The sequence below is a fragment of the Janthinobacterium breve genome, assembly GCF_051380895.1.
In the GTDB taxonomy this organism is placed as follows: Bacteria; Pseudomonadota; Gammaproteobacteria; order Burkholderiales; family Burkholderiaceae_D; genus Janthinobacterium.
The window spans coordinates 316,735-343,210 of record NZ_JBNYXY010000005.1 but is presented as its reverse complement, the minus strand read 5'-3'; the positions used below and the strand labels follow the sequence as shown (position 1 = coordinate 343,210).

The 26,476-nt window shown below is 60.3% G+C and carries 28 protein-coding genes and 1 tRNA gene; 28 read left to right on the top strand and 1 reads right to left on the bottom strand.

What is annotated here, in order from left to right; genetic code table 11:
* The first annotated feature begins 436 nt into the window (after positions 1 to 436).
* The 10 genes from ACQ4W0_RS11895 (at position 437) to ACQ4W0_RS11850 (ending at position 10,587) form a co-directional block, all read left to right on the top strand.
* Entirely contained in the window at positions 437 to 2,167 is a 1,731-nt protein-coding gene (locus tag ACQ4W0_RS11895) for an acetolactate synthase 3 catalytic subunit (RefSeq protein WP_071076340.1), read from the top strand.
* A 2-nt stretch (positions 2,168 to 2,169) separates the two neighbouring features.
* Positions 2,170 to 2,661, top strand: coding sequence for an acetolactate synthase small subunit (ilvN, locus tag ACQ4W0_RS11890; RefSeq protein WP_010399754.1), 492 nt, complete (start codon positions 2,170 to 2,172; stop codon positions 2,659 to 2,661).
* 74 nt (positions 2,662 to 2,735) lie between these two features.
* The gene (gene ilvC / locus ACQ4W0_RS11885; RefSeq protein ID WP_426070627.1) at positions 2,736 to 3,752 is read left to right on the top strand and encodes a ketol-acid reductoisomerase; all 1,017 of its coding nucleotides are present in this window, start codon (positions 2,736 to 2,738) and stop codon (positions 3,750 to 3,752) included.
* Between the two features lie 167 nt (positions 3,753 to 3,919).
* Entirely contained in the window at positions 3,920 to 4,315 is a 396-nt protein-coding gene (locus ACQ4W0_RS11880) for a hypothetical protein (RefSeq protein ID WP_436576897.1), read from the top strand.
* Positions 4,305 to 4,718 (top strand): hypothetical protein, encoded by a 414-nt coding sequence (locus ACQ4W0_RS11875; RefSeq protein WP_436576896.1) that lies wholly within the window; start codon positions 4,305 to 4,307, stop codon positions 4,716 to 4,718. The genes ACQ4W0_RS11880 and ACQ4W0_RS11875 overlap by 11 nt, the downstream gene beginning before the upstream one ends.
* A gap of 223 nt (positions 4,719 to 4,941) precedes the next feature.
* Complete coding sequence (locus tag ACQ4W0_RS11870; RefSeq protein WP_436576895.1) at positions 4,942 to 6,168, top strand: MFS transporter; 1,227 nt, start codon at positions 4,942 to 4,944, stop codon at positions 6,166 to 6,168.
* Between the two features lie 202 nt (positions 6,169 to 6,370).
* On the top strand, positions 6,371 to 7,126 hold the full coding sequence (locus ACQ4W0_RS11865; RefSeq protein ID WP_436576894.1) for an SIMPL domain-containing protein: 756 nt from the start codon (positions 6,371 to 6,373) through the stop codon (positions 7,124 to 7,126).
* Positions 7,127 to 7,229: 103 nt separating this feature from the next.
* Complete coding sequence (locus ACQ4W0_RS11860) at positions 7,230 to 7,985, top strand: SIMPL domain-containing protein (protein ID WP_436576893.1); 756 nt, start codon at positions 7,230 to 7,232, stop codon at positions 7,983 to 7,985.
* A 157-nt stretch (positions 7,986 to 8,142) separates the two neighbouring features.
* Positions 8,143 to 8,994: a CDP-diacylglycerol--serine O-phosphatidyltransferase gene (pssA, locus tag ACQ4W0_RS11855; protein ID WP_289944607.1), complete on the top strand. Its 852-nt coding sequence runs from the start codon at positions 8,143 to 8,145 to the stop codon at positions 8,992 to 8,994.
* 48 nt (positions 8,995 to 9,042) lie between these two features.
* Positions 9,043 to 10,587: a 2-isopropylmalate synthase gene (locus ACQ4W0_RS11850; RefSeq protein ID WP_436576892.1), complete on the top strand. Its 1,545-nt coding sequence runs from the start codon at positions 9,043 to 9,045 to the stop codon at positions 10,585 to 10,587.
* Between the two features lie 8 nt (positions 10,588 to 10,595).
* On the opposite strand, the gene bamE is transcribed toward ACQ4W0_RS11850, so the two are convergent.
* A complete protein-coding gene (bamE, locus tag ACQ4W0_RS11845; protein ID WP_436576891.1) occupies positions 10,596 to 11,093 on the bottom strand; it encodes an outer membrane protein assembly factor BamE domain-containing protein in 498 nt (165 codons plus the stop codon).
* Between the two features lie 185 nt (positions 11,094 to 11,278).
* On the opposite strand from bamE, the gene rpsO reads away from it, so the two are divergent.
* The 18 genes from rpsO (at position 11,279) to nuoF (ending at position 26,458) form a co-directional block, all read left to right on the top strand.
* On the top strand, positions 11,279 to 11,548 hold the full coding sequence (rpsO, locus tag ACQ4W0_RS11840) for a 30S ribosomal protein S15 (protein ID WP_071076969.1): 270 nt from the start codon (positions 11,279 to 11,281) through the stop codon (positions 11,546 to 11,548).
* Positions 11,549 to 11,769: 221 nt separating this feature from the next.
* A complete protein-coding gene (gene pnp / locus ACQ4W0_RS11835; RefSeq protein WP_071076349.1) occupies positions 11,770 to 13,887 on the top strand; it encodes a polyribonucleotide nucleotidyltransferase in 2,118 nt (705 codons plus the stop codon).
* 205 nt (positions 13,888 to 14,092) lie between these two features.
* Complete coding sequence (locus ACQ4W0_RS11830; RefSeq protein ID WP_436576890.1) at positions 14,093 to 14,788, top strand: hypothetical protein; 696 nt, start codon at positions 14,093 to 14,095, stop codon at positions 14,786 to 14,788.
* A gap of 6 nt (positions 14,789 to 14,794) precedes the next feature.
* Positions 14,795 to 15,094: a hypothetical protein gene (locus ACQ4W0_RS11825; RefSeq protein WP_436576889.1), complete on the top strand. Its 300-nt coding sequence runs from the start codon at positions 14,795 to 14,797 to the stop codon at positions 15,092 to 15,094.
* Between the two features lie 121 nt (positions 15,095 to 15,215).
* Complete coding sequence (locus tag ACQ4W0_RS11820) at positions 15,216 to 17,162, top strand: methyl-accepting chemotaxis protein (RefSeq protein ID WP_436576888.1); 1,947 nt, start codon at positions 15,216 to 15,218, stop codon at positions 17,160 to 17,162.
* Between the two features lie 164 nt (positions 17,163 to 17,326).
* Complete coding sequence (locus ACQ4W0_RS11815; protein WP_436576887.1) at positions 17,327 to 17,536, top strand: hypothetical protein; 210 nt, start codon at positions 17,327 to 17,329, stop codon at positions 17,534 to 17,536.
* Positions 17,537 to 17,767: 231 nt separating this feature from the next.
* A complete protein-coding gene (locus ACQ4W0_RS11810; RefSeq protein ID WP_436576886.1) occupies positions 17,768 to 18,529 on the top strand; it encodes a GIN domain-containing protein in 762 nt (253 codons plus the stop codon).
* Between the two features lie 91 nt (positions 18,530 to 18,620).
* Entirely contained in the window at positions 18,621 to 19,202 is a 582-nt protein-coding gene (locus ACQ4W0_RS11805) for a tetratricopeptide repeat protein (RefSeq protein WP_436576885.1), read from the top strand.
* A gap of 68 nt (positions 19,203 to 19,270) precedes the next feature.
* Positions 19,271 to 20,251, top strand: coding sequence for an NAD(P)H-quinone oxidoreductase (locus tag ACQ4W0_RS11800; protein WP_436576884.1), 981 nt, complete (start codon positions 19,271 to 19,273; stop codon positions 20,249 to 20,251).
* A 72-nt stretch (positions 20,252 to 20,323) separates the two neighbouring features.
* Positions 20,324 to 21,073 (top strand): triose-phosphate isomerase, encoded by a 750-nt coding sequence (gene tpiA / locus ACQ4W0_RS11795; RefSeq protein ID WP_436576883.1) that lies wholly within the window; start codon positions 20,324 to 20,326, stop codon positions 21,071 to 21,073.
* A gap of 28 nt (positions 21,074 to 21,101) precedes the next feature.
* On the top strand, positions 21,102 to 21,506 hold the full coding sequence (gene secG, locus ACQ4W0_RS11790; RefSeq protein WP_436576882.1) for a preprotein translocase subunit SecG: 405 nt from the start codon (positions 21,102 to 21,104) through the stop codon (positions 21,504 to 21,506).
* Positions 21,507 to 21,708: 202 nt separating this feature from the next.
* Positions 21,709 to 21,793, top strand: a tRNA-Leu gene (locus ACQ4W0_RS11785).
* Between the two features lie 177 nt (positions 21,794 to 21,970).
* Positions 21,971 to 22,330, top strand: a complete 360-nt coding sequence (locus tag ACQ4W0_RS11780) for an NADH-quinone oxidoreductase subunit A (protein ID WP_010399734.1) — start codon at positions 21,971 to 21,973, stop codon at positions 22,328 to 22,330.
* A gap of 3 nt (positions 22,331 to 22,333) precedes the next feature.
* Positions 22,334 to 22,810, top strand: coding sequence for a NuoB/complex I 20 kDa subunit family protein (locus ACQ4W0_RS11775; RefSeq protein ID WP_010399733.1), 477 nt, complete (start codon positions 22,334 to 22,336; stop codon positions 22,808 to 22,810).
* 17 nt (positions 22,811 to 22,827) lie between these two features.
* Positions 22,828 to 23,421 (top strand): NADH-quinone oxidoreductase subunit C, encoded by a 594-nt coding sequence (locus tag ACQ4W0_RS11770; RefSeq protein ID WP_099763027.1) that lies wholly within the window; start codon positions 22,828 to 22,830, stop codon positions 23,419 to 23,421.
* The gene (locus ACQ4W0_RS11765) at positions 23,421 to 24,674 is read left to right on the top strand and encodes an NADH-quinone oxidoreductase subunit D (protein WP_436503223.1); all 1,254 of its coding nucleotides are present in this window, start codon (positions 23,421 to 23,423) and stop codon (positions 24,672 to 24,674) included. Before ACQ4W0_RS11770 ends, ACQ4W0_RS11765 begins: the two co-directional genes overlap by 1 nt.
* 12 nt (positions 24,675 to 24,686) lie before the next feature.
* Entirely contained in the window at positions 24,687 to 25,166 is a 480-nt protein-coding gene (nuoE, locus tag ACQ4W0_RS11760; RefSeq protein ID WP_034749989.1) for an NADH-quinone oxidoreductase subunit NuoE, read from the top strand.
* Positions 25,163 to 26,458: an NADH-quinone oxidoreductase subunit NuoF gene (gene nuoF / locus ACQ4W0_RS11755; protein ID WP_096236670.1), complete on the top strand. Its 1,296-nt coding sequence runs from the start codon at positions 25,163 to 25,165 to the stop codon at positions 26,456 to 26,458. The genes nuoE and nuoF overlap by 4 nt, the downstream gene beginning before the upstream one ends.
* Positions 26,459 to 26,476: the final 18 nt, after the last annotated feature.

The following is a 26,476-nucleotide window of genomic DNA, read 5'->3' as shown; positions in this document are numbered from 1 at the left end:
TTTGCAACCCTGTGCATGCTAGCAAAAAATGTGCGTTTCCGCAGGCTTTTTGCACGTCGTGCGAGCAAAAATGCAGCGAGGCCGACATTTTCCTTGACCATAATGGTGCAACGCGATAACGTATGGGACGCTTTGAACACCCCAAAGCCCTATGGTCAGGTCGCGACCGGCACACAAGGCCATCCGCGGCAAGACGCGCTTTCATTTGTAGGCAGTTTGTTCTAACCCGTGCCACAAGCGCGAGCGGTTCGTACAGGCGCCACAGAAACTCCGGCCAAACGAGTTGCGTTAAGCGTTGTTTTGTAAGGTATCTATGGGTGCCCAAAGAAATTGCGTGACCGCATGAAAAGGGAAGCAGGAGCACTGTCGCGCACAGCGAACTTCGTCAGGAAAGAACATCCGATCAATCTCCAATGGACCTTGAAAGGAATGTTTCATGAATACCGAAGCAGCAGCAGGACCAATTACCGGCGCAGAAATTGTCGTGCGCTGTCTGGCTGAAGAGGGCGTCGAGCACGTCTTTGGATACCCGGGCGGAGCCGTACTCTACATCTACGACGCCATCTTCCAGCAAAACAAATTCCAGCATATCCTGGTACGCCACGAGCAGGCCGCGATCCACGCCGCCGATGCCTATTCGCGCAGCTCGAACAAAGTCGGTGTCGCCATCGTCACGTCCGGTCCGGGCGTCACGAATGCCGTCACGGGCCTGTCGACCGCCTATATGGACTCGATTCCCATGGTCGTGATCTCCGGCCAGGTGCCGAGCCACGCCATCGGCCAGGATGCGTTCCAGGAATGCGACACGGTCGGCATCACCCGCCCCGTGGTCAAGCACAACTTCCTCGTCAAGGATGTCAAGGACCTGGCGGCAACGATCAAGAAAGCCTTCTTTATCGCCCGTACTGGCCGTCCGGGACCCGTGCTGGTCGATATCCCCAAGGATATCAGCATGCACAAATGCCATTTCGACTATCCGAAGGAAGTCGAGATGCGTTCCTACCGTCCTGTCGACAAGGGCCATTCGGGCCAGATCCGCAAGGCCGTGCAGCTGTTGTTGCAAGCCGAACGCCCGATGATCTACACGGGTGGCGGCGTGATCCTGGCGAATGCGGCTCCCGAGCTGAACAAGCTGGTCGACCGCCTGGGTTTCCCTTGCACCAACACCTTGATGGGCCTGGGCGGCTACCGCGCCTCGAGCGAGCAGTATGTCGGCATGCCCGGCATGCACGGTACCTATGAAGCGAACATGGCGATGCAGAATTGCGACGTCCTGATCGCCATCGGCGCCCGTTTCGATGACCGCGTGATCGGCAACCCGAAACATTTCGCTTCGCATCCGCGCAAGATCATCCACGTGGACATCGATCCATCGTCGATTTCCAAGCGCGTCAAGGTCGACATTCCCATCGTAGGCAACGTCAAGGACGTGCTGATCGAGTTCCTCGCGCAGCTCGACGCGGCCGAAGCCAAGCCGAACGTCAATGCATTGAGTAACTGGTGGAAGCAGATCGCCGAATGGCGTGGCCGCGAATGCCTGAAATACCCGACCTCCGACCTGGTCATCAAGCCGCAATCGGTGGTCGAGAAAGTCTTCCAGCTGACCAAGGGCGATGCTTTCATCACTTCCGACGTGGGCCAGCACCAGATGTGGGCGGCGCAATACTATGGTTTCGACAAGCCGCGCCGCTGGATCAATTCCGGCGGCCTGGGCACCATGGGTGTCGGCTTGCCGTACGCCATGGGCGTGCAGATGGCCAATCCGGATGCGACGGTCGCTTGTATTACCGGCGAAGGATCGATCCAGATGTGCATTCAGGAGCTCGCCACGTGCAAGCAGTATCATTTGACGCCGAAGATCATCATGCTCAACAACCGTTTCCTCGGCATGGTGCGCCAGTGGCAGGAAATCGATTACGGTTCGCGCTATTCCGAGTCGTACATGGATTCGCTGCCCGACTTCGAGAAGCTGGCCGAAGCATACGGCCACGTGGGCATGAAAATTGAAAAACCGGGCGACGTCGACGGCGCCCTGAAAGAGGCGTTTGGCATGAAAGACAGGCTGGTATTCATGAACTTCATTACCGACCAGTCCGAAAACGTGTGGCCAATGGTGAAAGCCGGCAAGGGCCTGTCCGAAATGATGCTCGGTTCGGAGGACCTCTAATCATGCGCCATATTATTTCTGTCTTGCTGGAAAACGAAGCGGGCGCCCTGTCGCGCGTGGTAGGCCTGTTCTCGGCACGCGGCTACAACATCGAAACTTTGACGGTGGCGCCGACGGAAGACTCGACCCTGTCGCGCATGACCATCGTCACCAGCGGTTCGGACGACATCATCGAGCAGATCACCAAGCACTTGAACCGCCTGATCGAAGTGGTGAAAGTGGTGGACCTGACCGAAGGCCAGCATATCGAACGCGAGTTGATGCTGATCAAGGTTCGTGCCGTGGGCAAGGAGCGCGAGGAAATGAAGCGCACCGCCGATATCTTCCGTGGCCGCATCATCGATGTCACCGAAAAGACGTACACGATCGAGCTGACCGGCAACAAGGTCAAGCTCGACGCGTTCATCGATTCGATCGACCGCGCCGCCATCCTGGAAACCGTCCGCACCGGTGGTTCCGGCATCGGCCGCGGCGAACGCATCCTCAAAGTATAAAAATATAAGTAGCACTACGCGGCCCTGGCGCCGCATTTAAAACAACAACGCATCATCAAATTATAGGAAATACCATGAAAGTTTTTTACGACAAAGACGCTGACCTCTCCTTGATCAAAGGTAAAAACGTTGCCATCATCGGCTACGGTTCGCAAGGCCACGCGCACGCACAAAACCTCAACGATTCGGGCGTCAACGTCACCGTCGGCCTGCGCAAGGGCGGCGCTTCGTGGACCAAGGTCGAGCAAGCTGGCCTGAAGGTAGCGGAAGTCAACGACGCCGTGAAAGCTGCCGACGTCATCATGATCTTGCTGCCGGATGAAAACATCGCCCAGGTCTACAACGAAAACATCGCCCCGTTCGCCAAGCAGGGTGCCGTACTGGCCTTCGCCCACGGCTTCAACGTGCATTACGGCCAAGTCGTGCCACGCGCCGACCTGGACGTGATCATGGTCGCACCGAAAGCCCCGGGCCACACCGTGCGCGCTACCTACACCCAGGGTGGCGGCGTGCCCCACCTGATCGCCGTGTACCAGGACAAATCGGGTATCGCCCGCGATATCGCCTTGTCGTACGCGTCGGCCAACGGCGGCGGCCGTGCCGGCATCATCGAAACGAATTTCCGTGAAGAAACCGAAACCGATCTGTTCGGTGAGCAAGCCGTGCTGTGCGGCGGCGCCGTTGAACTGATCAAGGCCGGCTTCGAAACCCTGACGGAAGCGGGCTATGCGCCTGAAATGGCGTATTTCGAGTGCTTGCACGAACTGAAACTGATCGTCGACCTGATCTATGAAGGCGGCATCGCCAACATGAACTACTCGATCTCGAACAACGCCGAATACGGCGAATACGTGACTGGCCCGAAAATCGTGACCTCGGCCACCAAGGATGCGATGCGTCAATGTCTGAAAGACATCCAGACGGGCGAATACGCGAAGAGCTTCATCCTGGAAAACAAGGCAGGCGCACCGACCCTGATCTCGCGCCGCCGCCTGACGTCCGAGCACCAGATCGAAGAAGTGGGCGCCAAACTGCGCGCCATGATGCCTTGGATCGCCAAGAACAAGATGGTTGACCAGTCGAAGAACTAAGTACTTATTAGTCATTCGCAAGCAAAAGCCGGCGCAAGCCGGCTTTTTTTCGTTCATGTGATGCCGCCTGTTGCGCTGCGGCGGGGTGGGCGTGAGTATGTGTGTATATTTAAGTGTTTCCCATCTGTATTATTGTCACTCGATTAATTTCCCATAGGAATCAAAAAGTGAGCAATCGCCCCACCTCTGTCAATATCATCGGCTGGTTTTTAATCGTCACGGCACTCATCTCGCTGGTCTCCAGTTACCTCAACATGGATAACCCAATAACGAAGGAGTTGATGGCCAAGAGCGCCATGTCGGTGCCGTTGCAATATGCAGTCATGTGTCTGGGCCTGGTCATTGCGCTCATCTCGGGCATTGCCCTGCGCCGTGGCCATAAATGGGCGCGGACGCTGTATCTGGGCTGGAGCGTGTTTGGCCTGGTCGTGGCTCTTTTCACGTCACCGGTAAAAATCATGCTCGTGCCTGGCGTGCTGATGCTGGCCGTGATTGCCTATTTCCTGTTCCGCCCGCAAGCCAACGCCTATTTTTCTCCGCGCCTGGCGGCGAATGATGCGTAAGTTCTTCAGCATCGTCTGCAAGTCGCTTGCGGGGATGTTTGTCTATCTGATCACCTTGTTTGCTTTCCTGGCCGAGCAGCAGTCCGACGGCAAGCTGGCGATGCTGGCAGTCATCGCGGCTTGCGGCATCGTGGCCATGCTGGCTGGGCTGGCGTTGAGCGGTTTTGCTCAATGGCGGCGCGATACCGGCATTGTTCTGCTGGCCGCCACGGGCTTTACCGCGTTCCTGGTGCTGTGCATGGCATGCGTGTTCAGCAGCGATGAGGTGATGAAATTCATGCCGCCAGGAAGCGTGGACATGTTTGACAGTTATCTGACCGGCGTCGCCGTCTTGCTGGGCTTCGCGGTCCTGGGTGGCTGGTTGCTGCGGCAAGCCCGGTCGCGGTCCGCCAATCCGGCCTGAGCCAGGCGCAGAGCCTGCCGGGTAAAGTCAGGTCTCCACGAGGAGCCTGGCTTTTTCCTTGCGCGCACGTTTTTCGCTCGCCTCCTATATAATCTCGCCCTTCCTTTGCAGTTTCCTATGGACTGCATCTGTTTCGGTATCTGCCGACCGCAACGCGCATCACCGCTTTCGTAGCACGCCAGGCGCTAGTGTCTTAGCCGCTTGCGCAAGAAGAAGGACCCCCATGACTGATCATATCACCGCCACGGCGCCCCCGCAGGCTGCTGTTTACTCTTCCATTCCCATCCTGGCCTTGCTGGCCCTGGCCATGACGGCGTTTCTCGCGCTCCTGTCGGAAACCTTGCCGGCCGGCTTGCTGCCGCAGATTGCCCGCGACCTCGGTATTTCCGAAGTCATGACGGGCCAGCTGGTGACCGTGTACGCCATCGGTTCCATATTGACGGCGATTCCCCTGACGGCGCTCACCAGCACCTGGCGCCGGCGCAATGTATTGCTGCTGGCCATCATCGGCTTCTTGATTTTCAATACGGCGACGGCCCTGGCGCCCAACTATGCCGTCGCCCTGGTTTCGCGTTTCGTGACGGGCATGGCCGCCGGGCTGGCCTGGGGCTTGATGGCTGGTTATGCGCGCCGCATGGTGCGCCCCGAGCAGCAGGGCAGGGCGATGGCCATTGCCATGATCGGCACGCCGCTGGCCCTGTCGCTGGGCGTGCCGCTGGGCACCCTGATGGGCGGCGTGCTGGGCTGGCGCAGCATCTTCGGCATCATGTCGGGCCTGGCCGTAGTGTTGGTCGCCTGGGTGTTGCTGGTCGTGCCCGATTATCCGGGGCAAAAGAATGGCGAACGCCTGTCGATCCGCCAGGTGTTCGTGACGCCGGGCGTGCGGCCGATTCTGTTTGTGATCGTCGCCTGGATGCTGGCGCATAACATTTTATATACGTATATCGCACCGTTCCTGGCGCCGTCCGGCTTGCGTCCCCGCGTCGATCTGGTGCTGCTCGTGTATGGCGTGGGTTCGCTGGCCGGCATCTGGCTGGTCAGCCAGCTGATCGACCGCTGGCTGCGCCCGCTCGTGCTGGGCTGCATTGCCGCCTTTGCCCTGGTGGTGATCGCGCTGGGACTGGCGATGGACTCACCAATCGTCATCTATGTCAGCATGGCTATCTGGGGCATCACCTTCGGCGGCGCCGGCACCTTGCTGCAGACGGCGTCGGCGGACGCGGCCGGCGACGGCATGGATGTGGCGCAGGCGATGGTGGCGACCATCTGGAACGTGGCCATCGCGGGCGGCGGCCTGGCCGGCGGCATGCTGCTCGACGGCTATGGCGCGGCGTCCTTCCCGTGGGCCATGCTGACCTTGCTGCTGGTGGCGCTGACTATCGCCTGGCGCGCGCACCGGCACAGTTTCAAGCCTGGCCGGCGCAGCGGCGGCGCGGTGGTGGGACATTGATCGATGTTATTTTGAATAACAGTGTGTTGAAATGTGAACAGATGTGACTGGCCAGCACATTTTGTGACGATTTGTTAATTTGCGCCACGGGAATGAACGAGGCGTTAGAATCTACACAGTTTGACAAGTTTCTCAGACGAAAGGGTGGCAAAAGCTTCCCTTTCGCGAGCTGTCAGCCACATTAACTACCTAGGAGTACCCCATGACCGTGATGAAATCCGTCCTTGTTGCCGCCGCAGCCACCGTTGCCCTGAGCGCACAAGCGCAATCCCTGCCAACCAACGGCACCCTGGTGGTCGTCCCCGCATTCGGCGAAGTCAAGCATGTCAATGACCAGGTGGTCGCCACCCTGGCCATCGAAGAGCAGGACAAGGACAAGGCCGCTGCCGCGTCGAGAGTCAACCAGAAGATGAACAAGGGCATCGCCATCGTCAAGCAGGCCGACCCGTCGGCGGCTCTCAAATCGTATGGCTATTACACCTATCCCGTGTATCCGGAAGAGCGCCCATTGCCGGCCGGCGCGGTCGCCAAGCCGCGTTTGCCAACGGCCTGGAGAGTCGGCCAGTACCTGGAGGTGACGACGGCCAATCTGGCGTCCTTGCCAAAAACCGTGTCGGCGGCGCAAGGCGTGCTGACCCTGAATGGCTTGAATTTCGGCCTGAAGCCGGAAACCATCCGCTTGCTCGACGACCAGCGCATCGCCGCCACGTACAAGAACCTCAATGAACGCGTGGCCGCCATCGCCAAGGCCATGGGCCGCAACGTCTCCGACGCCGTGCTCGATACGGTGGACTTCGAAGGTTCGGGCAACTACGCCAACGAAAGCCGTCCTGCCGCCGCACCGATGATGATGCGCAGCGCCAAGATGGCCGAAGACAGCACCGTTGCCGAGCCGAGCTTCGAACCAGGCGAAACCACCCTCGACATGCGTGTCGTCGGCAAGGTCAAGTTCAAGTAAGCGCGTCAGCGTGGAAATATTTCCGCATTAGCATGTTTTAAAACGATCATGGGGCTGTTGGCCCCATGATCGTTTTTACCCCATTATTTTCCAGGAGAACACCATGACCGTCATGAAATCACTGCTGGCTGCGGCCGTCGCTACCGTTGCCCTGTCCGCTCAGGCGCAAACCTTGCCCACCTCCGGCACCCTTGTGGTGGTGCCCGCGAATGGTGAAGTGGTGCATGCGAACGACCAGGTGACCGTCACCCTGGCCATCGAAGAGCAGGACAAGGACAAGGCCGCCGCCGCTTCGCGCGTGAACCAGAAGATGAACCAGGGCGCGGCCATCGTCAAGAAAGCCGATCCGCAAGCCGTGCTGAAAACCCAGGGCTACTACACGTATGCCGTGTACCCGGAAACGGCGCCCTTGCCACCAGGAACCGTCGCCAAGCCGCGTGTGCCGACCGGCTGGCGCGTGGGCCAGTACTTGCAGGTGACGACAACCAACCTGGCCGCCTTGCCGAAAACAGTTTCCGCGGCACAAGGCGTGCTGACCTTGAACCGTTTGAATTTTGGCCTGGCGCCCGCCACCATCCGCAAGCTCGACGATCAGCGCATCGCCGCCGCCTACAAGAACCTGAATGAACGCGTGGCCGCCATCGCCGGCGCCATGGGCCGCAATGTCAATGACGCCGTGATCGATACCATCGATTTTGAAGGTTCGGGCAACTACGCGCAGCGCGCCAACATGGCTGGTGCGCGCGCCATGAGCGCCGACTCCATGGGCTATGGCGGCAATCAGGTGGCCGAACCGAGCTTCGAAGCGGGCGAAACGACCCTCAACATGGGCCTGGTGGCCAAGATCAAGTTCAAATAAGGCTTGAACAGGGATCAATATTGTCAGCTTGACGCCGCCGCGCTTTTCTTTGGCGGTGGCTCCTCTATAATGGCAAGACCGGCAGGCGCATGCCGCAAGACGAATGCGCCTGCCATCTGGCACCGAATCCCCCGCAGTACACAAGATATGGAACAACATGGCAAACTTCCCCCGTCGTAGAGGCAAGAACGGCACTCCCGCAGTCTCCAAAGCGTCCCGCTTCAGCAAATTCGTGCGCCAACCGGTGACCGATGGCACTGGCAAGAAAACCTTGCGCCGCCGCGGCATCTATCTGTTGCCGAATGCCTTTACGACGGCAGCCCTGTTTTGCGGCTTCTACGCCATCGTCATGGCCATGAACCAGAAATTCGAACATGCGGCCTGGGCCATCTTCATCGCCATGATCCTCGACGGCCTCGACGGCCGCATCGCGCGCCTGACGAATACGCAGAGCGAATTCGGCGCCCAGTACGACAGCCTGTCCGACATGGTGTCGTTCGGCGCCGCGCCGGCGCTGGTGATCTATGAATGGTCGCTGCGCGGCATGGGCAAGCTGGGCTGGCTGGCCGCCTTCGTGTATTGCGCCGGCGCCGCCTTGCGCCTGGCCCGCTTCAACACGAACATCGCCGTGGTCGACAAGCGCTTCTTCCAGGGCTTGCCCAGCCCGGCGGCGGCGGCCATGGTGGCCGGTTTCATCCTGCTCATGAATGACCTGGAATTTGCCGGCAACCAGCTTGCTTGGGTCTCGTGGACGATCGCCCTGTTCGCCGGCCTCACCATGGTCACGAATGTGCCGTTCTACAGTTTCAAGGATGTGAATTTCCGCAAGTCCGTGCCCTTCATCGTGGTATTCCTGCTGGCATTGTTCTTTGCGCTCATTTCCATCGACCCGCCGAAAGTGCTGTTCCCGATTTTCGTCGCCTATGGCCTGTCCGGCTACGCCGTGTTTTTCTGGCGCATGGCGAAGGGCAAGCCCGTCAGCATCATCCAGACCGACCCCGAGCATTGATGCGCTGAGTCGGTAGCGTCGCCAGTCTTCAGCCAGCCAGGAGCAGCCATGAACACCAGCAACCGACTCATCATTTTTGACACCACCTTGCGCGACGGCGAGCAATCGCCGGGCGCCTCCATGACGCGCGAGGAAAAGCTGCGCATCGCCAAGCAGCTCGAACGCATGAAGGTCGACGTGATCGAGGCGGGCTTCGCCGCCGCCTCGCAGGGCGACTTCGAGTCGATACGGGCGATTGCCGGCGCCGTGCGCGAGTCCACCATCTGTTCGCTGTCGCGCGCCAACGACCGCGACATTGCGCGCGCCGCCGAAGCGCTGGCGCCTGCCGAGCGCAAGCGCATCCACACCTTCATCGCCACGTCGCCCCTGCACATGCAGATGAAGCTGCGCATGACGCCCGAGCAAGTCTTGCTGCAGGCGCAAAACGCCGTGCGCTTTGCGCGCCAGTTCACGGACGACATCGAATTCAGCCCCGAAGACGGCAGCCGTTCCGACGAGGATTTTTTGTGCCGCGTGCTGGAAGCCGTGATCGCCGAAGGCGCCACTACCATCAATTTCCCCGATACGGTGGGCTACGCCGTGCCTGAAATCTTCGGCAATACCATCAAGCGCTTGCGCGAACGCATACCGAATGCGGATAAAGCCATCTGGTCTGTCCATTGTCATAACGACCTGGGCCTGGCTGTCGCCAATTCGCTGGCCGGCGTCATGATCGGCGGCGCGCGCCAGATCGAATGCACGGTCAACGGCCTCGGCGAACGGGCCGGCAACACGGCGCTGGAAGAGGTGGTGATGGCGCTGCGCACGCGGGCCGCCTATTACAACTTGACGGTAGGGATCGACACGACGCAGATCGTGGCGGCGTCAAAAATGGTGTCGCAAATTACGGGCTTTGCCGTGCAGCCGAACAAGGCCGTCGTGGGCGCGAACGCCTTTGCGCACGCGTCCGGCATCCACCAGGATGGCATATTAAAAGCGCGCGAGACGTATGAAATCATGCGCGCCGAAGACGTGGGCTGGGCGGCCAACAAGATCGTCCTCGGTAAACTGTCGGGCCGTAATGCCTTCAAGCAGCGGCTGCACGAGCTGGGCATCGCGCTGGAATCGGAGGCGGAAGTCAACGCCGCCTTCCTGCGTTTCAAGGAGCTGGCCGACCGGAAGTCGGAGATTTTCGACGAAGACATCATGGCCCTCGTCAGCGAAGAGCAGCAGGCGCAGGAGAGTGAGCACTACCGTTTCATTGCGCTGACGCAGCAATCGACGACGGGCGCCGTGCCCCATGCGCGCGTGGAATTCCTCGTCGGCGGCGTGCAGCGCAGCTGCGAAGGGCAGGGCGACGGCCCCGTCGACGCCACCGTCAACGCCATCGAAAGCGCAGCCGCCAGCGGCGCGGAGCTGGTCTTGTTCTCCGTCAATGCCATCAGCACGGGCACGCAGTCGCAGGGCGAAGTGACGATGCGTTTGTCGCGCGACGGGCGCATCGTCAACGGCGTGGGTGCCGACCCCGACATCATCGTCGCCTCGGCCAAGGCGTATTTGTCGGCGCTGAATAAACTGCACGCCAAGGATGAGCGTATCGACCCGCAGCCTTAGGGCCTAAATCAGCGGAAGGAGCGCCGCTCTTCCTTGTCCGGATCGGGCCCATTCATCATCATGCGCACGATGCCATCGTGGTCGAAGTGCACGTGCATCATGGAATCCCAGACGCCCGATTCCTTGTAGCGGTACGACCAGACGGTGAGTTTCGGGATGGATAGATAGGATTTTTCCGTGGGGCGACCCAGGGTGTGCAGCACGTCCTGCTGCGTCGACACGCCCACCTTGACCCGGGCAAAGCCTGGCGTGTCGAGCACTTGCTCGTAAGAAATTAACCTGTCGTCGGGGCCGAAGCGGGCCATGTAGGTGTACTGGCCGTACGGCCCCGTGGCGTATTCCAGTTCCGGACCCGTGTCCAGCTGGTAAATGTTACTCGGCCGCCCCAGGCGCGCTTCCACGGCGGCGCGCGGCTCGCCCGCCTGCGGCGGAGGAGCGTTCCAGCTGGCGCAGCCGGCCAGCACGGCCAGCAGCATGGCTGTTGCTAATTTGGGAATGTTTTTCATGTTTGACCTCCTGAAATGCAGGAAAATCCTATCATGCGCCGAGAAAAGCCCGCACGACAGGATACAGGCGGGCTTTTTTCCGATATACTTGCGCGTCTGGTTGTAAGCATAGGCCAGTATTTTAATAATCGTAGTTCACGGTGGATAGGGTTCAGACTCTGTGCACCGCATGTGAAAGGTTTATCATGACAGTAGAAAACATCAACAAAGCCGCTATCATCGCGGACAACGCTCGTGGTCAAAACGACACCGGCTCCCCTGAAGTGCAAGTTGCACTGCTGACAGCTCGTATCAACGAACTGAACGGCCACTTCAAAGCCCACTCGAAAGATCACCATTCCCGCCGCGGCCTGATCATGATGGTCAACCGTCGTAAGAGCCTGTTGTCCTACCTGAAGTCTAAAGACGCTACTCGTTATCGCGACCTGATCGCTAAACTTGGTCTGCGCAAGTAATTTTTGCCGTACAAGGTTTATACAGAAATGCCTGCGCCAGTTCGCTGACGCGGGCATTTTGTCATTTGAATTCCGGATTTATGTCTGTAAGTAAAGTATTCTCTTACCGATATCATGCTTTAAAAGTAAAGTAGTAAAGGCGGCAACGGTTTTTCCACCGCCTGTGGTGAGGTGAACGACAGCCCCTGAAAATCTGTCGGCAATTAGAAAAGGGATACCCCATGTTTAACAAAGTTACGAAAACCTTCCAGTACGGTCAACACCAAGTGACCCTGGAAACCGGCGAAATCGCACGTCAGGCATCCGGCGCAGTGCTGGTGTCGATCGAAGATACCGTCGTTCTGGCAACGGTGGTGGCACGCAAAGATGCCAAGCCAGGCCAGGATTTCTTCCCTTTGACGGTTGATTATGTTGAAAAAACTTATGCTGCCGGTAAAATCCCGGGCGGTTTTTTCAAGCGCGAAGGCCGTCCTTCCGAAAAAGAAACACTGACATCCCGCTTGATCGACCGTCCTATCCGTCCGCTGTTCCCGGAAGGCTACCTGAATGAAGTGCAAGTCATCATTCACGTGCTGTCGGTCAACCCTGAAATCGATCCGGACATCGCCGCCATGATCGGCGCATCGGCTGCCCTGTGCGTATCGGGTGTGCCTTTCAGCGGCCCGATCGGCGCTGCGCGCGTCGGTTACGCGAATGGCCAGTACATCCTGAACCCGACCGTTCAGCAGCTGAAAACGTCGGAAATGGACCTGGTGGTCGCCGGTACCGAAACGGCCGTGCTGATGGTCGAATCGGAAGCGAAACAGCTGTCCGAAGAAATCATGCTGGGCGCCGTGGTCTTCGGCCACGACCAGATGAAAGTCGTCATCGACGCGATTCACGACCTAGTGCGTGACGGCGGCAAGCCGGAAGTGGAATGGGCGCCTGCGCCGAAAAACGAAGCACTGATCGCCCGCGTCGCGCATTTCGCCAACGCCAAGATCAATGATGCGTATCAAACCAAGGACAAGCAAGAGCGTACGGCCAAGCTGAAAGCGGCGACGTCGGAAGTGATCGCCGACCTGTCGGCTGAAGCGGCTGCCAACGGCGGCGCATCCATCGACAGCGCAGAAGTGAACAACATCCTGTTCGACATCGAAGCGAAAATCGTGCGTACGCAAATCCTGGACGGCGAGCCACGCATCGACGGCCGCGACACGCGCACCGTGCGTCCGATCTCGATCCGCACCAGCGTGTTGCCACGCACCCACGGTTCGGCCCTGTTCACGCGCGGCGAAACGCAAGCGCTGGTCGTCGCCACCCTGGGCACCGCCCGCGACAGCCAGAAGATCGACGCGCTGATGGGCGAGTTCACCGATTCGTTCATGCTGCATTACAACATGCCTCCGTTCGCCACCGGCGAAACGGGCCGTGTCGGTACGCCTAAACGCCGCGAAATCGGCCACGGCCGCCTGGCCAAGCGCGCGCTGATCGCCGCCCTGCCGGCAGCTGAAGAATTCAGCTACTCGGTGCGCCTGGTATCGGAAATCACGGAATCGAACGGTTCCTCGTCGATGGCTTCCGTCTGCGGCGGCTGCCTGGCACTGATGGACGCCGGCGTGCCGATGAAAGAACACGTGGCCGGTATCGCCATGGGCCTGATCAAGGAAGGCGGCAAGTTTGCCGTGCTGTCCGACATCCTGGGCGACGAAGATCACCTGGGCGACATGGACTTCAAGGTAGCCGGTACCCGCAACGGTATCACGGCGCTGCAGATGGACATCAAGATCATGGGCATCACCAAGGAAATCATGCAAGTGGCACTGGCGCAAGCCAAGGAAGGCCGCGAGCACATCCTGGGCGAAATGCAAAAAGCCATGCCGCACGTCAAAACCGAACTGTCCGATTTCGCACCGCGTCTGATCACCATCAAGATCAACCCGGAAAAAATCCGTGACGTGATCGGCAAGGGCGGCGCCGTGATTCGCGCACTGACCGAAGAGACGGGCACCCAGATCGACATCAGCGACGAAGGCGTGGTCACCATCGCTTCCGTCGACGCTGCTGCCGGCCAGGAAGCCAAGCGCCGCATCGAAGAACTGACCGCTTCCGTCGAAGTGGGCAAGACCTACGAAGGCACCGTGCTGAAACTGCTGGACTTCGGCGCCATCGTGCAAGTCATGCCAGGCAAAGACGGCTTGCTGCACATCAGCCAGATCGCCAACGAGCGTGTCAACGCCGTAGCCGATTACCTGAAAGAAGGCCAGCTGGTGCGCGTTAAAGTGCTGGAAACGGACGACCGTGGCCGTCTGAAGCTGTCGATGAAAGCTGCTGAAGGCAACGAAGCGCCAGCCGCTTAAGTTAGCCTGACTGCGGCCTCGGTCGCATGCTCAAAACCGCCAGCGCGCAAGCCCTGGCGGTTTTTTTATGCGCCTTGTTTGCGCTGCATCGAAGGTGTGTGCCGACGTGTGCACCGGCCTTGATCCAGCGCGTATCGTCCGCTGCCGTGCCTTGTAGATTCGGGATGGGATCTTCCCCTGAACGAGTCTTCCAAGGAGATGCAGCATGCGCACATTTTGCGGGCTGGCCGCCGCCTTTCTGCTTGCCGTCGCGCCCGGCGTCCGGGCACAGCTGGACGACGCACCCACGCCGGTGCCGCTGCCAATTCCCATCGCCGCCGCGTCCACGGCCATGCCGGCGCAGGATATCGACGCCTTGCGCGCCGTGCATGCGCGCGAAATCAATGACCTCAGCACCTTCAAGACGGCGGGCTTGCCGCGCGAAGCGATCGATCCCTATCTCGATAGCGGGCCAGGGCAGCAGTTCCTGCGCGAACTGCGCGCCGCCGATCCGGCCGCCCCGGCCGAGACGGTTTATGCGCGGGCAGTCGAACAGCTCGCTTCCGGCAGCACCTTGCCGGACCTGCAAGCCATGTCGGCCGCGCTAGTGAAGATCGTGCCGCATGGGCAGAATGTGTCGCCGTACTCGCCGTATTTCACCACCAGCGCGCAATTGCAGCAGGCCTCCGGCCAGTGCGCCAGCCTTGCCGACTGTTTCGGCTTGCCCCTGAAGAGCGAGGCGCCGCTGTATGATGTGTATCAGATCATGCCCAAGGGCACCGTCAACGTGTTTGTCAGCCAGGTGGCGCCCACGCAGGAGCTGGGCGGCCTGGTGCGGCGCAAGGGTGGGGCGCAACAGTATTTGCTACCCAACCGCAACTTGTGGTCAGTCCCTGTGCTGATCGGCACGATCAAGAACTGAGGAGAGATGATGGACCAGCAGCGCTTGCAAGCCCTTGCCACCGAACTGGACCAGTTGCTGGCGCGCCTGGCGCAGACCGACGGGGAGGTGGCCGACCTGCGCAGCGCGCTGTTGCCGCTGTTGGCGCAGGTGGCTGCTGGCGCCTTGAGCGCGCCGCTGGCGTGGGGCGAGATTCCGGGCGCGCGCTATTTTAGCGAAGGCAGTCTGCGCCGTTACCCCGAGCTGGAGCAGGCGTTTGCCCGTTTCCGCATCGAGGCCACGGGCGGCGAATCGCCGGCCTTGCGCAAGCTGCGCGGGGAGATGTAGTTAATATATGGTATCAATTGTTGTTTATGGGTAATTGAGAGTCAGTATTGCTTGACGACAAAATCTTATTCCCTGACCATGGTGCATCCCTCCCGATTTCCTCTTTTTTATTGGATGCACCATGTTGTCCTCCCTGAAGGCGCGGCTGATTGCCATCGCCGTTTCCACTGTCGTGCTGGCCATGCTGGCCGTCGCCATCGCCAATTTCTATACCACGCGCTCAAGCACCCTTGCCGCGCTCGACACGCAGATGCTGCAGTTGTCGCACAGCCACGCGCAGGCGATCGCCGAATGGCTGCGCTCCAAGCAAGCCGTGGTGGCTTCGCTCAAGCAGGGCGCCACGGCGGCCGATCCGCTGCCGGCCCTGAAGGCGGCCGAGCAGGCGGGCACCTTTGACATGGCGTATATCGGCTTTGCCGACAAGCATGCCGTCTTTTCGCAGGAGCGCCAGCGCGCCGCCGACTACGATCCCACGGCGCGGCCCTGGTACAAGCAGGCGTCCGAAGCGGGCGGCCCCGTCATCACGGCGCCGTATATCGGCGCCAGCACGGGCAAACTGGTGGTGACGTTTGCCGAGCCGCTGGGCGGCAAGGGCAGCGTGACGTGCGTGATGGCGGCCGACGTGATGATGGATGCGGTAGTGCAAAATGTCGCCTCGATCAAGCCAACCGCGTCCAGCTACGCCTTCCTCGTCGATGGCGGCGGCAAGATCATCGCCCACCCGGACGGCAAGCTGACCCTGAAGCCGCTGGCCGAGCTGGACCCGGGCCTGAGCGCGCAGGCGCTGGCCAATATTGAAAAGAGCGGCGACGGCGCCGCCATTCGCCTCGGCGAGCGCGATGGTATCTTGCATGTGAGTAAGGTGGCGGGCAGCGACTGGTTGCTGGCTACCGTGCTCGACCGTGCGGAAGCGACGCAAGCCCTGAGCTCCATGCTGCGCGCCTCGGCCCTGACGGCCTTGCTGGTGCTGGCCCTGGCCGCCACGGTATTGAGCGCGCTGGTGGCGCGCGCCCTGCGTCGCCTGGGTCTGGTGCGCGATGCGATGGAAGCGATCGCTACGGGCGACGGCGACCTGACCAGCCGCCTCGACGCGCAAGGTAGTGACGAACTGGCGCAGATCGCCCAGGCCTTCAATTTGTTCGTCGAAAAGATTGCCACCGTGCTAGTGCAGATCCGCAGCATCAGCACCCTGGTGCGCAGCGAGTCGGCGGACATTGCCGCCGGCAATGCCGACCTGTCGTCACGCACGGAAGCGCAGGCGGGCGCGCTGGAGGAAACGGCCAGTTCGATGGATGAGCTGACCTCGACCGTCAAGCAGAATGCGGAAAACGCGCATGCGGCCAACGAGTTGGCGATGTCCGCCTCGGAAGTGGCAGCCAAGGGCGGCCGCGTGGTGCAGCAAGTGGTGGGCACCATGGCCGGCATCCAGGAAAGCTCGCGCAAGATCGTCGACATCATCGGCGTCATCGATGGCATCGCCTTCCAGACGAATATCCTGGCCCTGAACGCGGCCGTCGAGGCGGCGCGCGCGGGCGAGCAGGGCAGGGGCTTTGCCGTGGTGGCGTCCGAAGTGCGCAACCTGGCGCAGCGCTCGAGCCAGGCAGCCAAGGAAATCAAGGAATTGATCGGCGACTCGGTGGAGAAGGTGGGCGCCGGCGGCAGGCTTGTCGATGAAGCGGGCCAGACCATGGACCAGGTGGTGGCGTCGGTGCAGCAATTGACGACCATCATGAGCGAAATCACGGTGGCCAGTCGCGAACAGAGCGCCGGCATCGGCGAAATCAATACGGCCGTCACGCACATGGATACCATGACGCAGCAAAATGCTGCCCTCGTCGAACAGGCCGCCGCTGCCGCAGAGAGCCTGCAGGAGCAGGCGGTGGACCTGGCGCAGGCGGTCGGCATGTTCCGCCTCGGCGATGCCGGTGCCGGCGCGGCGCCCGCGCCCGTGACGCGCCTCAAGGCCAGGCCTGCAGCGCCGGCGCCGCGCGCACCGGTCCGCGCGCTGTCGCCGGTCAAGCCCCTCAAGGCGGCCAAGTCCGGCGCCGACGAGTGGGAAGAGTTTTAAGCGTTCCGCTGCAAACTGACGCTTAGTTTGCACGTTCATCCGCGTTTTTGTCAGGTCAGCCTGCCAAAAGCGCAGTTCGTCGCAATCGGCGTGTCTGCCGGGGGCGGTATGGCTATAGTGACACCATACCGCAAGCCCACTGCCAGACACCCGAGGAGAACAACATGAACGTCGCTAAAAACATGGAAATCATTGCCGTTGCCGCCGCCATCCTGCTCAGCGCCAGCTGCTACGCCATCGCCCCGGCCGCTCCGGCCCTGCAAGTGGCCAGTTCCACGGCCACCCTGGCCGCGCCAGGCGGCAAGGCTGCCATGCAAGTGGTGGTGGTCAAGGCCAAGCGCCTGAGCGCCGCAGAAAAAGCCCGTTTCGCATAAGACACCTATCAAAACCTACTGCGCGTCGCGATTTGCGGCTTCCGATGCTCACTGTGCATTCGCACAGTTCCGCTTCTCGGCCACAACTCACTGCCGCTCGCTACGGTTTTGTCAGGCGTCAAAGTCATTGTCAGCAATTTTCGGCGCTGCTACAGTGCTGTTGCGCGAGCAATGCAGGCGCCCCCGGCGGGCGACCAGACAGATAAAAACAAGATACCGAGGATGCATCACATGAAAAAGACACTGCAACTGGCGCTGCTGTTCCTGGCGACACTGGGCCTGGTGCGCGGCGCGGCCGCCGAGACCCGCTTGCTGGAAATGCGCAACATCGACGCCCGCGTAGTGCGCGTCAAGCTCGATGGCGTGATGGAAGTGCGCATTCGCCAGGGCAACGTGCCTTCGCTGAGCATCACGGCCGACAAGCGCTACATCGCCGATGTCAGCACGGCGCAAAGCGGCGATACCCTGCACATCGAAACGGAAGTGCGCGGCTTCAAGATCGGCCCCTCGTCGATACGCGCCGACCTGGTCTTGCCGAACTTGCGCGAAGTGAGCTCGGAAGGCTTTGGCAGCACGGATATTACCGGTTTCAAGGGCGAGGAGCTGACCCTGTCGCTGGAAGGGGCGGGCAGCATCAAGCTGGTGGGCGACTACCGCAAGCTCAATGCCAGCCTGGGCGGCGTGGGCAGCATGCAGCTCTGGATCGGCAACAATGAGCGCGCGGAGCTGGACTTGCAGGGCGCCGGCTCGGTGGTGCTGGGCGGACGCGGGCGCATCCTGAAAGCCAGCCTGGGCGGCTTGGGCAGCCTGAATGCGCAGCAATTCGAAGCGGACGCCGTCAACCTGGAATTGAGCGGCCTCGGCAACGCCACGGTGAATGCCCATACGAATGCCAAGCTGAACCTGAGCGGACTCGGTTCGGTGGTGGTGTACGGCAAGCCGGCCAACCGCGATGTCAGCGTCGAGGGCCTGGGCAAAGTAAGCTGGAAATAAAAGCATCCTGCCGCAGATGTTATTGGCAGAACAAGAAAAAGTAGTCAGACCACATCCCACTCCGATGAAAAAACTGATCATTACATTACTCATGCTGTTGACCATACAGCTACCCGCGCGGGCTGGCTTCGCCGAAGGCGCCGGTGCCTACAACAACAAGAATTACGCGCTGGCTTACAAGGAAATATTGCCCCTTGCTAAGACCGGCAATGCCGATGCCCAGCATTTGCTGGGCTTGATGTATTACATGGGGCGCGGCTTGCCGCAGGATTACAAGCAAGCCATGTTCTGGCACCGCAAGGCGGCCGAGCAGGGCAAGGCCGACGCCCAGTATGTAGTGGGCGCCATGTATTACACGGGCAACGCCGTGCTGCAAGACCACAAGCAGGCCGTGAGCTGGTTCCGCAAGGCGGCCGAGCAGAACCATGCAGAGGCGCAGCAGGTGCTGGGCCTGATGTATCGCTACCACATGGGCGGCGTGCCGCAGGACAATGTCATCGCCTACATGCTGTGGAACCTGGCGGCAGCGAATGGCAACGAGAATGCGGCCGACCAGCGCGCCGCCGTCGTGCGCAAGATGACGCATGAGCAAGTCGAGGAAGGTCAGGCCCTGTCGGCGAAATGGAAGCCGGGCATGCCCTTGCCGCGCCAGTCGAAGACGGGCGGCGCTTAGGGGCAGGCCCTCAGCAAGGGGCGGCGGCTTGGCGTACAATCGCCGTTTTCCCTTGAAAGAGTCCCGCCATGCGTGCAGTTGCCATCAGCCAGCCAGGTCCCGCCGACGTTTTGCAGATCGCCGAACGTCCCATGCCGCAATATAAGGCGGGCGAACTGCTGATCAAGGTGCACGCGGCCGGCATCAACCGCCCTGACGTGCTGCAGCGCCTGGGCAAGTATGCGCCGCCCGCCGGCGCGTCCGACTTGCCTGGCCTGGAAGTGGCGGGCGAGGTCGTCGATGGCGACTTTAGTAACACTGAATTCAAGAAAGGCGACCTGGTCTGCGCGCTGGTGCAGGGCGGCGGCTATGCCGAATACTGCGCAGCGCATGCCGGCCAGTGCCTGCCCTTGCCGCAAGGCTTGACGGCGCTGGAAGGCGCCTCCCTGCCGGAAAACTTCTTTACCGTGTGGAGCAATGTCTTCGACCGCTGCGCGCTGGCCGATGGCGAAACGTTATTGGTGCAGGGCGGCACGTCCGGCATCGGCGTGGCGGCCATTCAATTGGCGGCTGCGCTGGGCCACCGCGTGTTCGCCACGGCGGGTAGCGACGAGAAGGCGCGCGCCTGCGAGGCGCTGGGCGCCGAACGGGGCATCAATTACCGCACGGAAGATTTCGTGGCTGTCGTCAAGGAATTGACCGCTGGCCGCGGTGTCGACGTCATCCTCGACATGGTGGGCGGCGATTACTTGCCGCGCGAAATCGAATGCCTGGCCGACGATGGCCGCATCGGCCTGATCGCCGTGCAGGGCGGCAGCAAGGCCACCCTGGACCTGGGGCAGGTGCTGCGCCGCCGCCTGAGTGTCAGCGGCTCGACCCTGCGTCCCCGTCCCGTCGCCTTCAAGGCGGCCATCGCGAACCACCTGCGCGCGACCGTCTGGCCCTTGATCGAGGCGGGCAAGATCAAGCCCGTGATCTATCAAACTTTCCCATTGGAAAAAGCCAACGAGGCGCATGCCTTGATGGAAGCGAGCACGCACGTGGGCAAGATCATGTTGCAAGTTGTTTGAAACGGGGCACTGCCTGTTTGACCGGCATCGGTACCGGAGTTAGAATGACGGGTTATTAGAATTTAGGCTACTATGCGTCGCAAACTCGTCGTCGGAAATTGGAAAATGAACGGCAGTCGCACCTCGAACGCGGTGTTATTGTCTGAAATAGTGGCTGGCCTGACTGCCTCTGGCGCCGCCAGCGCCGTCTGTGTGCCTGCGCCGTATCTGGCGCAGTGCCAGGCGCAATTGGCAGGCTCGGCTCTTGGCTGGGGCGCGCAGGATGTGTCCGCGCACGCCGGCGGCGCCTACACGGGAGAAATCTCGACCGCCATGCTGCAGGATTTTGGCTGCAGCTATGTGGTGATCGGGCATTCCGAGCGCCGCGCCTACCACGGCGAGAGCGATGCGCAGGTGGCGGCCAAGACGGTTGCCGCGCTGGCGGCAGGCATCACGCCTATCGTTTGCATCGGCGAAACCTTGGCGCAGCGCGAAGCGGGTCAGACCGACGCCGTGGTGGCGCAGCAGCTGGGCGCCGTACTGGCGGCGATTTCCACTGACGACGTGGCGAAACTGGTGCTGGCCTACGAGCCAGTCTGGGCCATCGGCACGGGCAAGACGGCCACGCCGCAAATGGCGCAGGACGTGCATCAGGTATTGCGCGGCCAACTGGCGGCAAAGAATGCAGTAGCGGCGGCCGGCGTGCAGATCCTGTACGGCGGCAGCATGAAGCCGGAGAACGCAAAAGAATTGATGGCGATGCCGGATATCGATGGCGGTCTGATCGGTGGGGCAGCATTGAAGGCGGCGGATTTCCTGGCAATTATTCACGCCGCTGATTGAATTAATTTAAACTAAGAATGGAATTGCAATGAACATGATGTTCAATCTGGTAGTGGTAGTACAGGTTATTTCGGCATTGTCGATTATCGCGCTGGTGTTGCTGCAGCACGGCAAGGGCGCCGACATGGGTGCCGCCTTCGGTTCGGGCGCCTCGGGCAGCCTGTTTGGTGCGACGGGTTCGTCGAACTTCATGTCGAAATCGACGGGTGTTGCCGCCGCGATTTTCTTCGGTGCCACCCTGGCTCTGTCGCTGATGGCCAATCAGCGCGCCACCACCGTTGGCGGCGGCGTGATGGATAAAGTCGTCAAGCCAGTGCCAGTCACCGGCGCGGGCGCGATCCCGACGACGGTACCTGCAGCACCGGCGGCCAGCGCTCCAGCAGCAGCGGCGGCACCGGTTGCCAGCACCCCGGCAGGCGCAATTCCGAAGTAATTGTGTAGTAACTGAGTAGTATTTCGATACCTCATCGAGATTAATTCTCATTACGGGCAGATTATTGCTCAATGTTTTAGCAGCGCGGCAGGAAAAAATCGTGGCGCGCTGGAAGATGTAAAAATTTATCGTTTTTATCTGTGTTTTGATGCATTTGTGCATTAACTTTAGCGGCAAAGCAGAGTAGAATACGGGCCTTACCGCCGACGTGGTGAAATTGGTAGACACGCTATCTTGAGGGGGTAGTGGCGCAAGCTGTACGAGTTCGAGTCTCGTCGTCGGCACCAGAAATCAGAAGCCAGCAACGGCGCACGAGCCATGGCTCGTACAAAGTTGCTGGCTTTTTTTACGAGGATGTGTCGTTCGATCCTGGTCTTAGCTTTGATTGGGGTCGTGCGTTAGATACGCTGCAAATGATCGCAGTGTCCTCATTTAACCGATCGTTCAATATAAGCTCATCAATCGTGAACCTCGAAAATTACTTCCCCGTCCTGCTGTTTATTATTATCGGCCTTGGTGTCGGTATCGCTCCCCAGCTCCTGGGGCGCCTGTTAGGCCCTAACAAGCCTGACGCAGCAAAACTCTCCCCGTACGAATGTGGCTTTGAAGCATTCGAAGACGCGCGCATGAAATTTGATGTGCGCTACTATCTGGTCGCAATCCTGTTTATTTTGTTCGATCTGGAAACGGCATTCTTTTTCCCATGGGGCGTTGCAATGCGCGACCTGGGCTGGGCCGGTTTCGTCACGATGATGGTGTTCATCGCTGAATTCGTGGTCGGATTTTGGTACATTTGGAAGAAAGGTGCCCTTGACTGGGAATAAGCCATGGCTATTGAAGGCGTATTAAGCGAAGGTTTCATCACCACCTCGGCCGACAAGCTGATCAACTGGGCGCGCACCGGGTCTATGTTCCCGATGACGTTCGGTCTGGCCTGCTGTGCGGTCGAAATGATGCATGTGGGCGCAGCCCGCTACGATATGGACCGTTTCGGCGTCGTGTTCCGTCCGTCGCCGCGTCAGTCCGACGTCATGATCGTTGCCGGCACCCTGTGCAACAAGATGGCGCCGGCCTTGCGCAAGGTCTACGACCAGATGGCAGAGCCACGCTGGGTCATCTCGATGGGTTCCTGCGCCAATGGCGGCGGGTACTACCATTACTCCTATTCTGTGGTGCGCGGTTGCGACCGCATCGTGCCTGTCGACGTGTATGTGCCTGGCTGTCCTCCGACCGCTGAAGCCTTGCTGTACGGCATCATGCAGTTGCAGAACAAGATCAAGCGTACCAGCACGATCGCACGCTAACCGGGCCGCTTCAGATTATGACAACACATTTAGAAGTATTGCAAAACGCCCTCGGCACTGCCCTGGGCGATCGCGTTAGCACGACGGTTGCACTGGGCGAAGTCACCCTGGTCGTCAAGGCCGAGGACTACCTGGCCGTGATGCAGACCTTGCGCGATGATCCAACCCTGCATTTCGAGCAAATGCTCGACTTGTGCGGCGTCGACTACTCGACCTATGGCGACGGTAGCTGGGATGGCCTGCGTTTCGCGGCCGTCTCGCACTTGCTGTCGGTCAAGCACAACTGGCGCGTGCGCGTGCGCGTGTTTGCGCCGGACGACGACATGCCGCTGCTGCCCTCCGTGGTGAACATCTGGCGTGCGGTCAACTGGTATGAGCGCGAAGCGTTCGACTTGCTGGGCATTCTCTTCGAAGGCCACAACGACTTGCGCCGCCTGCTGACCGACTACGGTTTCATCGGCCATCCGTTCCGCAAGGATTTCCCCGTCTCCGGCTATGTCGAGATGCGTTACGATCCGGAACAAAAGCGCGTGATTTACCAGCCCGTGACGATCGAGCCGCGGGAAAACGTGCCGCGCGTGATCCGCGAAGAACATTACGGGATGAAATAATGGCTGAGATTAAGAACTACACCCTGAACTTTGGGCCACAGCATCCGGCCGCGCACGGTGTGCTGCGCCTGGTGCTGGAGATGGATGGCGAAGTCATCCAGCGTGCCGACCCGCATATCGGCCTGCTGCACCGCGCTACCGAAAAGCTGGCCGAGCAAAAGACCTACTTGCAATCCGTGCCGTACATGGACCGTCTCGACTATGTGTCGATGATGTGCAATGAACATGCGTACGTGATGGCCATCGAAAAGATGCTGGGCCTGGAAGTGCCGCTGCGCGCGCAATACATCCGCGTCATGTTCGACGAGATGACGCGCATCCTGAATCACCTGATGTGGCTGGGCACCCATGCGCTGGACGTTGGCGCCATGGGCCCGTTCCTGTATTGCTTCCGCGACCGCGAAGACTTGTTCGACGCCTACGAGGCAGTCTCGGGCGCGCGCATGCACGCGGCCTACTACCGTCCGGGCGGCGTGTACCGCGACTTGCCGGATTCGATGCCGCAGCACAAGGCCTCGATCATCCGCAACGCCAAGGCCATCGGCAAGCTGAATGAAAACCGCCAGGGTTCGTTGCTGGACTTCATCGAAGACTTCGCGCGCCGTTTCCCGAATTCCGTGGACGAGTACGAAACCCTGCTGACCGACAACCGTATCTGGAAACAGCGTACCGTCGGCATCGGCGTGGTCTCGCCGGAAGATGCGCTGGCCATGGGCTTTACGGGCGCCATGCTGCGCGGCTCTGGCGTGCAGTGGGACTTGCGCAAGAAACAGCCGTACGAAGTGTACGACCTGATGGATTTCGACATTCCTATCGGCACCAACGGCGATTGCTACGACCGCTACCTGGTCCGCGTGGAAGAGTTGCGCCAGTCGAACCGCATCATCAAGCAATGCGTGGAATGGCTGCGCAACAATGAAGGTCCTGTCATGACCAGCAACCGCAAGGTGGCGCCTCCGGGCCGCGTCGACATGAAGACCAACATGGAGTCCTTGATTCACCACTTCAAGCTGTTTACCGAAGGTTTCCACGTGCCGCCAGGCGAGGCCTACAGCGCCGTGGAGCATCCGAAGGGCGAGTTCGGCGTGTATCTGGTGTCCGATGGCGCCAACAAGCCGTACCGCATGAAACTGCGCGCGCCAGACTACGCCCACTTGCAGTCGCTCGACGAGATGGCGCGTGGGCACATGCTTGCCGACGCCGTGACCATCATCGGGACGCAAGATATCGTGTTCGGCAGTATTGACCGCTAAGAGGCAAAAAGTATGTTGTTATCAGAGCAATGCTATAAGAAAATTGACCGCGAGCTGGCCAAGTACCCGGCCGACCAGCGTCAGTCGGCCGTCATGGCCGCGCTGGCCCATGCCCAGGATGAACTGGGCTGGCTGGCGCCGGAAACCATGAAGGAACTGGCCGATTACATCGGCATGCCGGCGATTGCCGTGCAGGAAGTGGCCACGTTCTACAATATGTACAACGTCAAGCCCGTGGGCAAACACAAGATCACCGTGTGTACCAACCTGCCATGCGCCCTGTCGGGCGGCGTGCGCGCTGCAGACTACCTGAAGCAGAAACTGGGTATCGATTTCCGCGAAACCACCGCCGATGGCCAGTTCACCCTGGTTGAAGGCGAGTGCATGGGTGCTTGCGGCGATGCGCCTGTCTTGCTGGTCAGTAATAAAACCATGTGCAGCTGGATGTCGAACGAGAAAATCGACGCCATGCTGGAGGAACTCAAGAAATGACGTCACTCCACAACCGCCATATCGATCCATTGATCCTGAAGGATCTGGATGGCAAGAACTGGCATTTGCAAGATTATGTGAACCGCGGCGGCTATAGCGCCCTGCGGCGTATCCTGGAAGAGAAAATCACGCCGGAACAGATCATCGCCGACCTCAAGGCCTCGTCCTTGCGCGGCCGTGGCGGCGCGGGTTTTCCTACCGGCTTGAAGTGGAGCTTCATGCCGCGCCAGTTCCCGGGTCAGAAATACCTCGTCTGCAATACAGATGAAGGCGAGCCGGGCACTTTCAAGGACCGCGACATCATTCGTTACAATCCCCATGCCCTGATCGAAGGCATGGCCATTGGCGCTTATGCGATGGGCATCACCGTCGGCTACAACTATATCCACGGCGAAATCTGGGCCGAGTACGCCCGTTTCGAAGAAGCGCTGGAAGAGGCGCGTGCCGCCGGTTTCCTGGGCGACAAGATCATGGGCAGCGAGTTCTCGTTCCAGTTGCATGCGCACCATGGTTATGGCGCTTACATCTGCGGCGAAGAAACCGCCCTGCTGGAGTCCCTGGAAGGCAAGAAAGGCCAGCCGCGCTTCAAGCCGCCTTTCCCTGCCTCGTTTGGCCTGTACGGCAAGCCGACCACGATCAACAACACGGAAACCTTCGCTGCCGTGCCATTCGTGCTGAACATCGGTCCAGAGAAATACCTGGCGATGGGCAAGCCGAACAATGGCGGCTCGAAGATCTTCTCGATCTCGGGCGACGTGGAATTGCCGGGCAACTACGAAGTGCCGCTTGGCACGCCGTTCGCCACACTGCTGGAACTGGCAGGTGGCATGCGCGGTGGCAAAAAGATCAAGGCCGTGATCCCTGGCGGCTCGTCCGCGCCGGTGATCCGCGGCGACATCATGATGCAGACCGACCTGGACTATGACTCGATCGCGAAAGCCGGTTCGATGTTGGGTTCGGGCGCCATCATCGTGATGGACGAAACACGCTGCATGGTGAAGGCGCTGGAGCGCCTGTCCTACTTCTACTTTGAAGAATCGTGCGGCCAGTGTACGCCTTGCCGTGAAGGCACAGGCTGGATGTACCGCATGGTGCACCGCATCGAGCAGGGACAGGGTCGTCCAGACGACCTGGACATGCTCAACTCGATCGCCGACAACATCCAGGGCCGCACCATTTGCGCGCTGGGCGATGCGGCTGCCATGCCGGTACGGGCCTTCATTAAGAATTTCCGTGAAGAATTTGAATATCATATCGAGCACAAGCATTGCTTAGTGCCCGCATATATCTAAGCTGCGTCAGGTAACGAT